The sequence below is a fragment of the candidate division KSB1 bacterium genome (assembly GCA_034505495.1).
Taxonomy (GTDB): domain Bacteria; phylum Zhuqueibacterota; class Zhuqueibacteria; order Residuimicrobiales; family Krinioviventaceae; genus Fontimicrobium_A.
Genome location: JAPDQV010000001.1, coordinates 249,515 through 264,658 on the forward strand (window position 1 = coordinate 249,515; position 15,144 = coordinate 264,658).

Annotated in this window: 11 protein-coding genes; 3 read left to right on the forward strand and 8 right to left on the reverse strand. The window is 60.3% G+C overall.

What is annotated here, in order from left to right; translation table 11 throughout:
- The 5 genes from ONB24_00990 to ONB24_01010 all read right to left on the reverse strand — a co-directional run.
- A partial coding sequence (locus tag ONB24_00990; protein MDZ7314676.1) for a BREX-1 system adenine-specific DNA-methyltransferase PglX occupies positions 1 to 2,905 on the reverse strand: 2,905 nt, incomplete at its 3' end.
- Between the two features lie 2 nt (positions 2,906 to 2,907).
- Entirely contained in the window at positions 2,908 to 3,288 is a 381-nt protein-coding gene (locus tag ONB24_00995) for a four helix bundle protein (GenBank protein ID MDZ7314677.1), read from the reverse strand.
- Between the two features lie 91 nt (positions 3,289 to 3,379).
- On the reverse strand, positions 3,380 to 6,295 hold the full coding sequence (locus ONB24_01000; GenBank protein MDZ7314678.1) for a DEAD/DEAH box helicase: 2,916 nt from the start codon (positions 6,293 to 6,295) through the stop codon (positions 3,380 to 3,382).
- A 196-nt stretch (positions 6,296 to 6,491) separates the two neighbouring features.
- The gene (locus tag ONB24_01005; protein ID MDZ7314679.1) at positions 6,492 to 8,012 is read right to left on the reverse strand and encodes a glycosyltransferase family 39 protein; all 1,521 of its coding nucleotides are present in this window, start codon (positions 8,010 to 8,012) and stop codon (positions 6,492 to 6,494) included.
- A gap of 196 nt (positions 8,013 to 8,208) precedes the next feature.
- A complete protein-coding gene (locus ONB24_01010; protein ID MDZ7314680.1) occupies positions 8,209 to 9,288 on the reverse strand; it encodes a glycoside hydrolase family 5 protein in 1,080 nt (359 codons plus the stop codon).
- Positions 9,289 to 9,596: 308 nt separating this feature from the next.
- On the opposite strand from ONB24_01010, the gene deoC reads away from it, so the two are divergent.
- The 3 genes from deoC to ONB24_01025 all read left to right on the forward strand — a co-directional run bounded on the left by deoC (position 9,597) and on the right by ONB24_01025 (position 12,587).
- Positions 9,597 to 10,352 carry a deoxyribose-phosphate aldolase gene (deoC, locus tag ONB24_01015; protein MDZ7314681.1) on the forward strand — a complete coding sequence of 252 codons (756 nt, stop codon included), beginning with the start codon at positions 9,597 to 9,599 and terminating at the stop codon, positions 10,350 to 10,352.
- 165 nt (positions 10,353 to 10,517) lie between these two features.
- On the forward strand, positions 10,518 to 11,504 hold the full coding sequence (locus tag ONB24_01020) for a glycoside hydrolase family 130 protein (GenBank protein ID MDZ7314682.1): 987 nt from the start codon (positions 10,518 to 10,520) through the stop codon (positions 11,502 to 11,504).
- A 27-nt stretch (positions 11,505 to 11,531) separates the two neighbouring features.
- Positions 11,532 to 12,587 (forward strand): DNA cytosine methyltransferase, encoded by a 1,056-nt coding sequence (locus ONB24_01025; protein MDZ7314683.1) that lies wholly within the window; start codon positions 11,532 to 11,534, stop codon positions 12,585 to 12,587.
- Here ONB24_01025 and ONB24_01030 read toward each other — a convergent pair.
- From ONB24_01030 to ONB24_01040, 3 genes are read right to left on the reverse strand one after another with little or no spacing between them, the layout of a single operon-like run.
- Entirely contained in the window at positions 12,584 to 13,078 is a 495-nt protein-coding gene (locus tag ONB24_01030; GenBank protein ID MDZ7314684.1) for a GNAT family N-acetyltransferase, read from the reverse strand. The genes ONB24_01025 and ONB24_01030 overlap by 4 nt on opposite strands.
- Positions 13,075 to 14,154 (reverse strand): ATP-grasp domain-containing protein, encoded by a 1,080-nt coding sequence (locus ONB24_01035; protein MDZ7314685.1) that lies wholly within the window; start codon positions 14,152 to 14,154, stop codon positions 13,075 to 13,077. The genes ONB24_01030 and ONB24_01035 overlap by 4 nt, the downstream gene beginning before the upstream one ends.
- Complete coding sequence (locus ONB24_01040) at positions 14,151 to 15,143, reverse strand: ATP-grasp domain-containing protein (protein MDZ7314686.1); 993 nt, start codon at positions 15,141 to 15,143, stop codon at positions 14,151 to 14,153. Before ONB24_01040 ends, ONB24_01035 begins: the two co-directional genes overlap by 4 nt.
- Between the last annotated feature and the right edge of the window lies 1 nt (position 15,144).

Sequence of the window (15,144 nt, forward strand, 5' to 3'; positions counted from 1 at the left end):
TGAAGCGATGGAGAACAGGAGAACGAGAGAGGGCGACGAGGTTGACTTCGACCGAGGCCTGACCGGGCCATTTGACGAAGCGTTGGGCGAAGTGAATGACGCCGTTCTGTTTGAGAATCACCGCCAGGCCGCTCTCGCGCGTATCGCCTTGGCCGAGGGTGTTGGTGGCAATCATTCCCAGCCGCCCGCCGGGTTTGAGCAGGCTGAAGGCGCGGCGAAAGAAGGCGGCGCACAGGTCAGCCGTGCCGCCAAAAGGGTCATAAGCATATTCGAGGTACCGCCGATATTTCATACCAAAGGTCCCGCTGATTTTCAATCCACCCATGAAAGGCGGGTTGCCGAGGATGACGTCGAAGCCGGGCTTATCAGAAAGGGAGAAGGGGGAGGGGAGAGGGGAAAAGACTTCCGGGAACTCGAGCGGCCAGTGGAAGAAGCGGTTTTCCTGCGCCAGGGCTTCGGCCCAGCCGAGGACGCGGCCGTCGACGGTGCGGGGGTTTTCCAGGCAGGCCAAGAGGTGCCGGCTGGTGGGGATGCGGTCGCGATGGTCGGGGGTCAGCGGCGTAAAAAAGGCGGCGGTCCACAGGTCGCAGGCTTTTTTCAGGCGGTCGTAGACGCTGCCGGCGCCGTGCATGCCGCGGTGGATTTCGGCCATTTTCTGCACCCGCTCGAGCGAGTCCTGCGGAATGTTCGCCAGCTCGCTGCTTTCCAGGGCAAAGATTTCCAATTCGGTTTCAAAGGATTGGTCGGCATCGAAAGCCAGTTCGCCTTGATCGCGCCGGTTCAAGGCGTTGCGGTTGCTCTGCGCGGCGAGGCGGGCGGTGTCGCGGTCGTCACCGGAAAGCGGCTTGTAGGCCTCGTCCGGGATGCCGTTCTGCAGGACGTTCAAGTCCAAGACGCCGACCAGCGAATCGCCGCACTTGATGCGGTGGTCCAGGAAGGTAAGCGGCTTGCCCTCGGCGTGGCTTTCCAGCCAGAGGGCCACGCGCGCCAGTTCGACGGCGAGCGGGTTCTTGTCCACGCCGTAAATGCAGTGGGCGACCACGTCGCGGACGGCGAGGCGCACCTGTTCGGGGGCGGGTTCGTCCTCGCCGGTGCGCACCCGCGCCAGTTCCTTGCCCAGGCGACGGGCGGCAGCCAGCAGAAAGTGCCCGGAGCCGCAAGCCGGGTCGCAGACTTTGATGGAGAGGAGGGCGTGTTCAAGAAAGAAGGGAGAAGGAAGAGGGAAAGAGGAGGTTCCTTGCCGTTGCTCCGCTTTTTCATTTACTTTTTCCCATTCAGCATCTCCCTTCTCCCCTCTTCCCTCTCCTTTCTCCCTTCTTCCCTCTCCTTTCTCCCTTCTTCCCTCTCCCTTCCTCGCTTCCTCCAAACGTTCTGCAATAACCGGTTCCAGGGCGCTGCGGATCAGTTCGCTTACCAGTTGCGGCGGGGTGTAGTACGAGCCGGTGGATTTGCGCTCCGAGCCGGGGGCGAGTTCGAAACGCGGTCTGCCGAGCGAGTCAAAGGTGACGGTCGGGTGGTAGTCGAGCAGGCTCTCATAGACCGAGCCGAGCTCTTCGGTATCCAGGGCGGCGTAATTGACGCGCCGGGGCGGGTCGTCGTAAAAGGCCAGGTGCCGGAAGGCCTCGAGGAGGTCGCGGTTGGTGATCAGGGCAGCGTCCAGTTCATTTTCGGCAAAGAGTTCGCCGTTGAGCGGCGGCACGCCGAGCCTGGCGGCCCATTCCTCTTTTTGAAAGATCAACCATAGGGCGCGCAGTCCCTGGCAGAGGTCGGTGTCGTCGGTATAGGCGGCGCGGTTTTCGGTCAGGCGGCGAAGGCGGGTAATGCCGTAACTTTCGAGATAGAGCGGATTATGTCCCATCAGGCCGCGCTCTTCGGAGACGAGCAGAAAGAGGAAGCGGTAGACGAGGCGGAGGAGGTTTTGGTAGAGCTTTAGAGGCGAGAGAGGAGGAGAAAGAGGGGAGAGGGGAGAATGGGAGTTCCCCTGCATACCCGTGTTGAGTGTTTGCCTGAGCGTTTCATTTTCGGGATGAGTCAAGAAGCCGTTGGCGAGGATCTCAAGGCAGCGTTCCACGCCTTCGCGCAGGTGTTCGCGGACGCGTCCGCCTTGTTCCAGGGAGTATTGGTAATACTGCTCGAGCAGGCACTCTTCGGGTTGGCCGTCTTTCGGCAGGCGCGTGCGGTGCAGCAGGCGGTAGAGGAGGACGAAATCGGCAAAGCGCTCTTCTTCAAAGAGGTTTTCCAGGTCGAACTCGACGTATGCTTGGCGGCGGATATAGGTTGAATTGCGCAGCAGGCGCAGGGTGCGGCCGTTGGTGACGAGTCCCCACAGGGCTTCGGAGCGGTTGAGGTACTCTTGGACGAGGGCATGCGGCGAGAGTCGCGGTCGGCCCGAGGGGGCGGTTTTCCCCAGTTCCTGTCGGCAGCCGACGATGTGGATGGGGGTGGAAGAGAGGGAAGAAGGGAGAGGGGAAGAAGGGAGAAGGGAAGAAGGGAGAAGGGAAGAGGGGAGAGGGGAAGAGGGGAGAGGGGAGAGGAGGTGAGAGATGGAGAAGGTGAGTCCGTCCAGCTCGACGGCGCGCGGTTGGTATTGCAGTTCGTAGCCCAAAAGGCGCAGGAAGGGGATCATCCACAGTTCGCGGGTTTCTGAGGTGGCGGGGTCGCCTTCGGGCAGGCGCTCCAGGCGGTGCAGAAAGACCTGCCGCAGGGCGCGGGCGTCGTGATAGACGGCGGCGATTTCATCGGTCAGGGCGCGGCGCGGGGAAAGACCGAAATCCGCGGGTTTTTGTCCGGGCAGATCGGCGCGGCTCAAGGCTTCGAGCAGGTCGGGGCTGAAGAGGCCGCCTTCGATTCTGAGCGATTGAGGGGAGATGGAAGAAGGGAGAGGGGAAGAAGGGAGAGAAGACATGGTTATTTGAGCCTCCATTGGTCAGGGTGAGCAGCCATCTCGGCGAGCATGGCAAGAATCTCCTCGTAACGGGCGTTCAGGCGATCTGCGGCGGCCTGGTCAATGTAGCGGCAGCGCAGGGCAAATTCCAAATGAGTTTGAGTTTCCGCGGCCTCGGCTTCCGAGTCGCTGAGTTTGCTGATCCAGTGAGCAGGATAGCGGCGTTTGCGCCAGGCTTCAGCAATGTTGGCGGCTACCGAACGCGAAGATCGTCGAATTTGGTCGCTCAGCGAATATTTTTCTTCTCTTGGAAAAGTCAGCGTCAATGCAAAAATTTCCATTGCAGTATCCATTGCCTTTTGCCAAACCTTTAAATCGCGAAACGAATTTATCGGCTCCCCCATCTCTTTCTCCCCCTCTTTTTTTCTCTTCTCTCCTGTTTTCCCTTTCTCTTTCCCTTCTCTCTTTTCTCCCCTCTCCCTTCTCCCTTCTCCCCTATCCCCCTTTCACCCCCTCCATCACCAGCACTCCCAGCACATCCACCGGCCACTGCGCTTCGACGGTCAATTCCTGCACGCGCAGGCGCATCGCCTTGCGGATTCGTTTATGAGCTTCGGTCAGGTCGCGGGCACGGGCTTCGATGGGCGGGCGCAGGTGCGGCTCCAGCGCAGGGTAGGCCTTGAGCGCCGCTTCCAGGATTTCTTTCTTCTTTGCCAGCGGCAGGTTGGCGTCGGGCTGGGCTTCGGCCAGCAGGCGCAGGGTCTCGGCTTCGGGCAGCCAGTCGGGGTGCTCGGCGTCGCCGCGGCAGCCCAGGACGCGCACCTCTTCCGAAAAGAGCGGCGCCTGATCGGGAATATGGACGAGATAGCGTACCCGCAGCAGCAGGAGGACGGTTTTTTCTGCTACGGCGCGGGTGGCGATGACGCCGCCGCGGGCTGCGCGCGCCGACCCGCCTTTGGTGAGCGCCTCTTCGAGCAGGAAGCGCGCCAGCGCGGCCACAAAGGGGTGGTTGCGGCCCAGGTACTCGGCGCCTTCCGGCGTGGGCGAGGTAAAGGCAATCCGCCAGAATCCGTCTTTGCGCTGCGGCAGGGCAAACCGGACAGCCTCCGGCAATCCCCTCGTAGCCGCCGGCGAAACATCTATCACCCAAACCTCTCCCCCTCTCCTCTTTTCAACTTCTCCCTTCTTCCCCTCTCTCTTGAGCCCCATCCCCAGGCGCTGCGCCGCCTCCTGCACAAAGACGCGCACCGCCTCCGGGTCGCCCAGAACGGCGTCGGCGGCTTCCAGTTCCCGCTTCACCTCTTCGGGTTTGAGGGCGCGCTGGGCAAAGCGCGTGCGGGTGATGCGCTCGCGCTCGGCGTCGCGCTCCCATTGATGATGGAGGCTGATGACGCTGTCCGCCAAGTCCAGGTTCAGTTGTCCCCCGTGCGTTTTGTAGCCGCCGCGCAAAAACAGAGCGTTCAGCACCGCCTCGGTGACGCTTTCGCTCTCTTCGGGCACCGGAACGTGCGTGCCGAGGGCTTTGTGAATCTCGCGGGCTTTGTTCAGGAGCACATCCAGCACCACGCCGTCCATCGGGTTGTCGGCGCCGTAGTAGCGAATGACGCGCACCTGTTCGGCGGGCTGGCCGTAGCGGTCCACGCGTCCCTCGCGCTGTTCGAGGCGGTTGGGGTTCCACGGCAGGTCGTAGTGAACGGCGGCGGTGAACTTTTCCTGCAGATTGATGCCCTCGGAAAGGCAGTCGGTCGCCGCCAGCACGCGAGGGCGGTCGGGCGAAATCTCTTCGATGCGCGCGCGGCGTTCCTCGTCCGCCTGCCGGCCGGTGATGCAGACGACTTGGGCGTTGGGGTATTCCTCCGCCAGGCGCTTTTGCAGCGCATCCGCCACATACTCGGCGGTGGCCACATAGCGGCACCAGATGATGGGATGAAAGCCCTCGCTGAGCAGTCTGGTGACGGTCCGGATCAAGCCTTCCAGTTTCGTATCGTGCCCTTGTTCCAGGATGGCGGCGGCCAATTTGCCCAGTTCGCGCAGTTTACGGCGCTCGGAATCGGCCAGATCGGCTTCGGCCTCCTCGATGGGCGGGGTCGGCTGCTCGTCATCGGTGCGGTCGCTATCGGATTCGAAGACAAACCTTCGAAAATCAATCTCGTCCTCTATTCCCTCTTCTCCTTTCTCCCATTTCCCTTCTTTCTCCCCCTCTCCCGCTCTCCCATGTCTTACCTCCAGCGCCGTCAAAGCCGCCGCCGGGCTGGACATGACGCAGCGCAACAGCGCCAAAGCGCCCCAGTAGCGCACGCGGCGTTTGCGCTCCTCCAGCGTGTTACCGGTGCGTACGATGTCGGCGCAAAAGGCGTAGGCTTTGTCAAATAGAAGGCGGTAAGCGGGTGAAAGTCGATAGGTCTGATCTTCGGTCAGTCGTTTGGGGAAGCAGGATTCGCCTTCCCACTCGTGTTCGATGTCGGCGCGGGTACGTTGAACGAAACGGCGCGCCAATTCCACCAAATGATTTTCGCTCAACTCGTTCACATCCCACGTTGCAAAGCGCGGCTCGAGTAAGCCGAGCAGGGAGCGAAAAGCCGATTCGATGCCGCTGTGCGGGGTGGCGGTGAGCAGGATGAGATGACGGTTCGGGTCTTGGGCGACCAGCTGCAGAAACTTGTGACGCTGTTGCTGATTTTGGTTTATCGCCATGGCTGCGCCGTGCGCCTCGTCCACGATGATCAGTTCCGGCGCGTGGAGCAGAAAAGCTCGGCGGTTGCGGTCGCTCTTTACCCAGTCGATGCTGATGACCTGCACCGGATAATGCTCGTAAAGGGTGCGGGTGGGCGGCTTGTTGCGCTCCAACTGTCCCACCGTGCCGGAACGAATGACCACTGCCTCGTGAAAGTTGAATTTCTCCGCCAGTTCCCTCTGCCACTGGTCGCAAAGATACGGCGGACAAAGCACGGCCAGGCGGCGGATTTCGCCGCGCTCCCACAGTTCGCGGGCGATGAGCAGCGCTTCGATGGTTTTGCCTACGCCTACGTCATCGGCGATCAACATTCTTACCGGATCGAGCCGCAGCGCCATGAGGAGCGGTACGAACTGGTAAGTGCGCGGCCGGATGGAGATGCGTCCGAGCGAGCGGAGGGGAGAGGCGCCTTCGCGCAAGGTCAAGCGCGCCGCCTGCCACAGCAATTCGGCGCCGACTGCATCGGAAATGTCATTCGGCGTCGGCAGGGGAAACTGCGCGGGCGTAGGACGCTCGTCGGGTAGGCTGGAGCCGATAAGATTTGTCAGCTCCTTGTCCAGGATGAGGGTTTCGTCCACTGCGCCGGTGAGCGGGCGCAGAGCATAGAGGTTGGGATCCGAATGGGGAAGGAGTACCCAATAGCGGTTGCGGCAACGGACAATGCTTCCCGGGTTCACGATCGTTCCTTGTTTGTGAGAGTCAAGGGTAAAGGGCATGATCGCCTTCCGGGACGTCGTCGGATTTTCGGCTCTCGCCGCGCTCCGGCACGGCACGGAATGCTGAAAGATTATAGCAAGATTTCGGTTTTTCCGCAAAACCTTTTTGCCTTAATACGGAATGCGGATAGCGCGCGGCCAGGATTTGTCGGATCTTTTACGGAACTACTCGGTGGATGCGCACCTCGTAGCCGCCGCCGTTAAAGCTCTGCAGGAGGGGAAAACGGTCGAACAAAGCCCGGTAACGGGCTATTTCATCCGCATAGCGCTGCGGCTCGCGAAAGAAGCGGCCGTACATTCCCCGGCTGAAGATGAGGACTTGGAAACCTTGCTCAAGAAAGGCGTCGGGCGGCTGCTCGATCAAGGCGCGAAAACCTTGGACCTGATAGCGTTGCGGGTCGATGTAGGGGGAGTAGGATTCCAGGGCGATTTTGCTTCCCTGCGGAACATGGGCGTAAACCCATTCGCGCGCAAGGTCGCGGCTGTCCGGCTGCAGACGTGCCGAGAGATCGCGATGGGTAATTCGCAGCGGCTGCAGGAGAGCGAGCAGCGCCAAAAAAAGCGCGGCGAAGGAGAATTTGCTCTTTGTGCGCTGTCGAATTTCGTGATGCAGCCAAAGGATCAATTGGGCCGCCAGGAGCGCCGCAAAGGGGATGATCGGCAGAAAGGTGCGGTCGTTGCGGACTTTCATCAGGCTGATGAAGGCAAAATAAATGAGGGGGAACGCCGACAGGAGGATGACCCCGCGGTGCCGCTGCCGAATGCCGCGCAGGATCTGTAAAGCGGCAAAGAGGTAAATGAGGGCGCCGGTTTTTGCCATATAATGCAGGTACCAGAACAGCGCCTTTCCCTCCATTCCCGGATGGCCGGCACGGCTGTAGTGGGAAGCCTCAAAAAGGACTTTTCTGATGAATGTGCGAAAATCGAATACGGCAAAGGGCACAATGAGGAGAAACATGGCGATGCCGGCAAGAGGCGCATATGCGAGTCGGCGATCAAGGAGCGGTCGATCCCGGTGCAGAGCATGGGCGACAGGAATGAGGGCGGCAATCGGCAGGGCGTTGTACTTGGCGGCGGCGGCCAAGCCGACGGCCGAACCGGCGGCGAGATAATCGCGCAACCGGCCGCGTTCGAGGATCCGCAGTGAAAAAGCAAGTGCTGCGACGCAGAAAAAAGTCATCAGCACATCCGGGCCGACGATGCGGGAATTGTCGATATGGGTCGGCTCGACGGCAAGCAACAGGGCGGCGAGCAGTCCGACGGCCGGCCCGTCGAGCCGTTTGCCGAGAAAATAAACCAGCATTACGGTTGCCAGGCTGAACAGGGCCGTAATGAGTCGGCCCATGATCATTGTGCTCGGGTAGGGCACGAAATAGCTTCCCATGACCTGATTGCGGGCGGGCAAAATGTCCTGCGGACTTGCAAATTTACCGATTGCTTTGCCGATCCAGTAGTAGGGCACGTAGGCGGCGGCGTTGACGTAAAAGAGCATGGAAGGGTAATTGAAAAAGTGCGGATTGAGGTCACCGGTCTTGAAAATAGCCTGGCTGATTTGGACCCAACGCGGCTCGTCCGGGTGATAGACGTAGGGCAGTCGGTCTTCGATCTTCCAAATACGTAAAATCAACGCCGGAAGAAGAACGGCGGTCAGAACAAAGCGCTGCAACAGGTTTTTCATTTCGTATCAGCTTTTCCGGTTAGTCGTTCCGCGGTACTCAAGTAGGATCGGGATTGTTGTATTTTTTTCGCTGATGTTTTTAAAGACGGAGCGGTTTATTTGAGGCGGCAACGCGCGGCCATTCGCCTCCGCCGACAAAAGGGAAGCGCCTCGATTGCGCAGAGCCGATCAGCGCTTCCCTTTCGTCGAGATGAGGTTATTTATAGAGCACTTGGATGAGTTCGTTATGGGGATTGCCGTTTGCGTCTACAATCGCAAAGCTGCCTTTATAGTCCCAGTTGGCCCAGCCGATGCCGTTTTCTTCCAGCACCGAGCGGACATCGCGATACCAGGCGAGGCGGTCGGCTTGGGGAACGGTCGGTAGGCATCCCCATTCGCCGCAGTAAAGCGGCAGGCCGGTCTGTTTGGCCAGCGCCAGCGGCTTCTGGATCATCTCGATAATGGTTCCGCGATCGAATTGGCGGACGTAAGGCTTCATGATCTCCTGCAGTTCGGGCGGAAACGGCGCCAGGTCTTCCTGCGTCACGGTTACGCCCGGATACCGCACCGGTCCGGTGTAATCGCGGATGTGCGCCCAACTCGCCTTGTAGTGGGTAAAGGCCAGCGGCTCATAAAAGTGAAAGCTGAGGAGGATGTTGGGGTCGTTTTCCGGCACGCGGAGCCGGTCGAAAGTGTCGACGCTTTGCCAGCGGTTGGAGCCGATGACGATGACGCGCTTCGGTTCCCGCTCGCGCACCACGGCAACGGCGCGCGCGACGAGCTTGTTCCAGTCCTCGGGATCGTCGGCGACCGGTTCGTTCATCAGCTCATAAGCGACCATGCTCACCGGCCGGTTTTTCAGCGCATCGGAGAGTTCCCGCCAGCATTGCAGAAAGCGCTCCTGCGCCTCGGGCTGTGTCCAAAGAGGTTTCTCTGCAGCTATGAAATGGTGCGAGCGGAGGATGTGCAGGTCGACGACGGCGCGCAGCTTGTACTTGGCGCACCAGTCGAGACCGCTGTTGAGCAGCGCAAAGGCCTCGGCTTCCTGGTTACCCTGCTCGTCCCACATCTGTTCCTCATCGATGGGGATGCGCAGATGGTCGAGACCGAGTCCGGCCAGGAATTGTACGTCCTTTTCCGTAAACCAGGCGCGTCGCGCTTCGCCGCGGCGGTCGCTCTGCGACAGCCAATGCGAGATGTTGACGCCGCGCTTGACGACGAATTTTTCCTCCGCTGTACGGCTGCAGCCGATCAGGGCAACCGACAGCAACAACAGAGCTAACCCTTTGCTACGCATCGTAGGACTCCTTTCTTCAAGAGATCCTTGCTCGAAGGACAGTTATTTCCCGCATTTTTGGTCATTGGCCGACCCTGCCGAACCGCACTGCAGAGCGCCTTGGTTTAGTAAAATAAACAATCGCAAGGCAATCTTCAAGCGAGAAACGCTTTCTCATGATGCGGCGTTGACGGCAATCTGCTGAAAGTCGGCAGAAACGGCACGGGAGAGGAGACGTTGGTTCGGAAGTCTCGGCAAGGGAGCGCTTGGCTTTTCACCGCAATTTGACTATATTTTGTCGAGGAAAGAAGAATCTTTGAGGGAGGAAAATGGAAAACGTTGCAGAACTGGCTAAAATGATCGATCACTCGCTGCTGCATCCGACCCTGACGGACAAGCAGCTCAAAGAGGGGTGCGCTTTGGCGGCCAAGTATCATGTGGCGTCGGTGTGCATCAAGCCGTACGCGGTCAAACAGGCGGCGCAGTGGTTAAAGGGGAGCGATGTCGCGGTGGGGACGGTCATCGGTTTTCCGCACGGCAATTCGACGGTCGAGGTCAAGGTCGCCGAGACCGAGCGCGCCTGTCTGGACGGCGCGACGGAGATCGACATGGTCGTCAACATCGGCAAGGTGCTGAGTCAAGATTGGGATTATGTCGAGCAGGAGATCGGCGCGGTGCTGGATGCGTGCCGTCGCCGCAAGGCGCTGCTCAAGGTAATTTTCGAGAACGATTTTCTGCCCGATGACGAATACAAGATTACCCTTTGCCGAATCTGCAGTCGGCTGGGCGTCGATTTCGTCAAGACGTCCACCGGCTATGGTTTTGTCAAGGCCGAGGACGGTCACTATCACTATTTCGGCGCCACGGATCACGATCTCAAGCTGATGCGCGAACACTGCGATCCCAAGGTGCAGGTCAAAGCGGCAGGCGGCGTGCGGACGCTCGATGACCTGCTGCGCGTCAAGGCGTTGGGAGTGACCCGCGTCGGCGCCACGGCGACGGCCGCCATTCTCGAGGAGGCCAAAAGGCGCTTTCAAGGCGGGGCGAACACCGCGCTGCCGAACGAAACGGCGCCCGGATATTAGTCAAAGGCGCGGAATATGGCGTTGAGCTTTTTATGCTAACGACAGGCATCGGAAGCCGAGTCCGCGGCTTGGCGGATAATCCTCATATTCTTTAGCCGCCTGTCGTCGGGAGCAATTCACTCTTACGAGGGGGCAAAAGGTCGAATATTAAAACGTGAGGAGCAGATGAAAGCAGTCATTAAAAATCTTCCCCCTTTGCCCAACATGCCTTGGGAGGAGCGGCCGCAAGGCAGTTCGGAGATCGTCTGGCGCTACAGCAAAAATCCGGTTATCCCGCGCGATGCGCTGCCCTTTTCCAACAGCATTTTCAACAGCGCCGTGGTGCCGTTCAAGGGCGAGTTTGCCGGCGTGTTCCGCGTCGACAATACGACGCGCGAAATGAAGCTGCATCGCGGCTTCAGCAAAGATGCGCTCAACTGGCGTATCGATCCGCAGCCGATTCGTTTTCAGTGCGACGATCCGGAGATCGGCAACTTTGTCTACGGTTACGATCCGCGCGTGGTCTGGATCGAAGACCGCTTTTGGGTCAGTTGGTGCAACTGGTACCACGGCCCGACCATCGGACTTGCGTGGACCAAGGATTTCGAGACCTTTCATCAACAGGAAAATGCTTTTCTGCCCTTCAACCGCAACGGCGTGCTCTTTCCGCGCCGCATCCGCGGCAACTATGCCATGCTCAGTCGGCCTTCCGACAACGGCCACACGCCCTTCGGCGACATCTATTACAGCGAGAGCCCGGACATGCGCTATTGGGGCAATCATCGCTGGGTGATGGGCACGATCGGCAATTCCTGGCAGTACACCAAAATCGGCGGCGGGCCGGTGCCGATCGAAACCTCCGAAGGCTGGCTGCTGATTTACCACGGCGTGCTGCAGTCGTGCAGCGGCTTTGTCTACAGCGCCGGTGTCGCTTTGCTGGATCTCGATCAGCCGTGGAAGGTGATCGCCCGCGCCAAACCCTACATTCTCAATCCGCGCACTCTTTACGAATGCGTCGGCGATGTACCGAACGTCGTGTTCCCCTGCGCCACGCTCTGCGATCCCGATAGCGGGCGGCTGGCGATCTATTACGGCGCGGCGGACACGGTTGTGGCGTTGGCCTTTGCCTACGTCGACGAACTGATCGAGCTCATCCGCACCAACCATTGGTAAGCTTGAATTGCTGAAAGGCAGGGAGCCGTGTTGCGGCTGATCGATCTGTTTTGCGGCTGCGGCGGCATGACGTTGGGATTCGTGCAGACCGGCGCCTTTACGCCGGTTTTTGCCGACGACATCGACGCCGCCGCGATGGCTTCTTATCGCGCCAATTTCGATCCTCGGGGAGAGCATTCGGTGCTCGGCGATCTCGAGGCACTATTGCGCAACGGTTTGCCGCTGCCTGCAGCCGAGGTGGTGATCGGCGGACCGCCCTGCCAGGGGTTTTCGCTGCTCAATCGCAAGCGGGCGGGGGATCCTCGGCAGGCGCTGTGGCGGCCGTTTTTAGCGGCGGTCGATCGCTGCGGTGCCGAGGTGATCGTTATGGAAAACGTGCCGCAGCTTCTCTCCTCTGCAGAGTATCATCTCCTGAAGGAGGAGATGCGGCGAATGGGGTTTGATTTCATCCGCGCCGCGGTGCTCGATGCCGCTGATTACGGCGTGCCGCAGCGCCGGCGTCGGGCGATTATTCTTGCCGCCAAGCGGATGCCGATCGAGCTGCCGCTGCCGACGCACGGCGATCCGGCGCTTGCCAAGATAAACGGGCTCTTACCGTGGCGCACGGTGCGCCAGGCGATCGCTGATCTGCCGGAGCCGGTATCGACCGAGATCGGCGGGCCGCCGCCTTTGAACCTGCACGTGCGCCGCACGCCGACGCCGGAAAGCCTCGAACGCTATCGGGCGGTTCCGGAAGGCGGCAACCGCTTCGATCTGCAGCGCAACCGGCCCGATCTGACGCCGCGCTGCTGGCGCGACAAGCCTTCGGGCGGCGTCGACGTTTTCGGCAGGCTCTGGTGGGATCGGCCGTCGGTGACCATCCGCACCGAATTCTACAAGCCGGAAAAAGGGCGTTATCTGCATCCCGAGCAGCATCGGCCGATCACTCACCGCGAAGCGGCGCGGCTCCAAAGTTTTCCCGATGAGTTCGTCTTTATGGGGTCAAAAGCCGAGATCGCCCGTCAGATCGGCAACGCCGTGCCGCCGCTTTTGGCCAAGGCCATTGCCGAACAGGTACGGGAAGCCTTTCTGCAGAGCGCCTAAAGAACCTTGACGAAAATGCACTTGTCATCCCCCGGCGCATAGAAATCCTTGAGCGTTGCTTCCAGGATGCAGCCGTTCGCCAAGTAAAAGGCGCGCGTCGGCGCATAGAGCTCGCGGCCCGAGGTTTCAATGTAGAGACGTTTGCCGCCGGCCTGCCGCACCGCCGCTTCACATTCGCGCAGCAGCGCTTTGCCGATTCCTTGGCCGCGTACCTTTTGATGGACTGCAATCCAATAGAGATCCCAGGAAGCCATTGTGCAGGGAATGGGGCCGTAGCAGGCATAGCCGACCGTCTTGCCGTCGATTTCGGCAAAAATGAAATGGTAGCCGGAGGCTTCGCCCTTTTCCAACCGCTCATTCACCAATTCTACGGCGATCAAGACTTCGGCGGGATAAAAGAAACCGGCGGATTGGACGATTTCGCGCACGGATTCGCGATCCTGCGGCAGGACAGTGCGGCGGAACGAGACAAGAGGGGGGTTCATCATCATCTTTCTCTGTTTTCAGCCCGGCCCGGAAAACCAGGACGGGGTACAATTGATGCGGAATCGGAAACCTCGGGCAAGGTACAAGACGGTCGGCGGTTAGGAAAAGACGCCTGAAAAGCGTTTTCGACGATGCGGCCGATCAGCTGCGCGTAGCTGAGACCGGCTCGGGCTGCAGCGGCGGCAAAGCCGGCGTCGGGCGAGATGCAGGGGTTGACGTTGATCTCAAGGATCCACGGCCGGTTCTCGGTGTCGACGCGCAAGTCCACGCGCAGGTAACCGCGGTTTTCGAACAGTTCGGCGGCGCGGACGGCGAGTTCATTAAGCTGAGCAAGAAGAACCTCGTCATTGCCGGCAAAGTCGAAGGAGCGCACGGTGTGGCGGTATTCAAAGGAATCCTCAGTCCACTTGGCGGCATAATCGACGATGCGCGGCTTGTCGGGCGGATAATCGACGAAGCGGATCTCCGCCGGCGGCAGGACCTCGAAGGTTCTGCCGTTTATAAGCAAAGAGACGTTGAATTCGCGGCCGTCGATGAATTGCTCGATAAAATAGACTCTTCGGCGGTCTTGGCGGCGCTGCAGTTCGGCGGCCAATTCCTCCTTGTTGCGGCAGACGGCCGCCGCATCGATGCCGATCGAAGCGTCTTCTTTTGCCGGTTTCAGGATAAAAGGCGGATCAAAGGGCAGCCGGCCGTCCTTCGGCAAAGTCGTCGTCCAATCCGGCGTCGGCAGACCGGCGCGGCGCAGCAGGGTTTTGGCTCTCGGTTTGTCGGTCGTCAGGTGAATGCCGCGTGCGGAGCCGCCTGTAAAGGGCATACCGAGGTCTTCCAGCAGTTCGGCGACACGGTAGGCGTCGCGGCTGCGGCCGCAAAAGGCTTCGACGAGGTTGAAAATCAGCGTCGGCTTGAGCTGCAAAAGATCGCCTCGCAGACGATCGAGGCTTGTCGCCGCGGCAAGAAGCTCGACGGCAAACCCCAATTCCTGCAGCGCCGCAGAGACGGCGGCAGCTTCCACCAGCACATCCTGCTCGTCCGGCGCAGAATCTTTTGACACGGCGTTATAAAGAACAACGGCCGTCACGCAAAGCCTCCGGCGGCGGACATTCGCTTTGCGGCGCTTTCAAGGATCATGGCGATCAGTTCGCGGTAGGAGATGCCGTGGAGGCTGCACAGCAGCGGCAGGTCCGAATATTCGGGCCGCAGTCCGGCAAGCGGATTGATTTCGATCAGATTGGGGATGCCGTTGCGGTCGAGGCGCATGTCGATGCGTCCGGCGTCGCGGCAGCCGAGGCCGCGCCAGGCCGCCAGCGCCGTTTCCGCAGCCTGTTTGGCCGCCGTATCGTCGGCTTGGACGTAACGCACGCGATCCACCCAGTCCTTTTTGTTGCCGTAGCCGTAGGCGTCGTTTTCGGCGCCTTGCTGAAAGAGAACTTCCATCACGCCGAGGACCCGCGCGTCGGCGCCGGTTCCGGCAATGCCGACGGTAAACTCGCGGCCGGGCAGGAACTCTTCCACCAGCACCGCTTGGCGGAAATCCCGCAACAGACGCAGGCAGACCTCTTCCAGCTGCCTCGCGTCGAGAATTTTCGATGCCGCCGAGATGCCTTTGCCGGTACCTTCGGCGATCGGCTTGGCAAACAGCGGATAGGTCAAGTGAACGCTTTGGATCTCTGCGGCGGCGGTGATTTCGCAAAAGTTCGGCGTCGGGAGTCCCAAATCGCGCAGCACGCGCTTGGTCATGCCCTTGTGGAGGGTCAGCGCCATAACCAGGGGATCGGAAAAGGTGTAGGGGATGCCGAAGGCGTCGAGCAGGGCCGGAACCTGCGCTTCGCGGCCGATACCGTAAAGGCCTTCGGCGATATTGAACACCAGATCCCACCGTTCACCGGCAAGGATGCGCCGCATCAGTTCGCCGAGGCGGCCGATGCGCACGGTTTCGTGACCCAGGTCCTGCAGCGTGCTTTCGATGGCGGCAATGGTCATTTCGCTGTCGAACTCGGCGGTCTCTTCCTCGCCGAAGCCCATATCGAGGTATTCCTGACGCAAATCGTAGGTGAGGCCGATGCGCACG

Excerpts from the sequence above, each read along its gene's own strand:
- ONB24_01030 (MDZ7314684.1), bottom strand. The coding sequence starts at position 13,078 with ATGATGATGAACCCCCCTCTTGTCTCGTTCCGCCGCACTGTCCTGCCG.
- ONB24_01005 (MDZ7314679.1), bottom strand. The coding sequence starts at position 8,012 with ATGAAAAACCTGTTGCAGCGCTTTGTTCTGACCGCCGTTCTTCTTCCG.
- ONB24_01020 (MDZ7314682.1), top strand. The coding sequence starts at position 10,518 with ATGAAAGCAGTCATTAAAAATCTTCCCCCTTTGCCCAACATGCCTTGG.
- deoC (MDZ7314681.1), top strand. The coding sequence starts at position 9,597 with ATGGAAAACGTTGCAGAACTGGCTAAAATGATCGATCACTCGCTGCTG.
- ONB24_00995 (MDZ7314677.1), bottom strand. The coding sequence starts at position 3,288 with ATGGGGGAGCCGATAAATTCGTTTCGCGATTTAAAGGTTTGGCAAAAG.
- ONB24_01010 (MDZ7314680.1), bottom strand. The coding sequence starts at position 9,288 with ATGCGTAGCAAAGGGTTAGCTCTGTTGTTGCTGTCGGTTGCCCTGATC.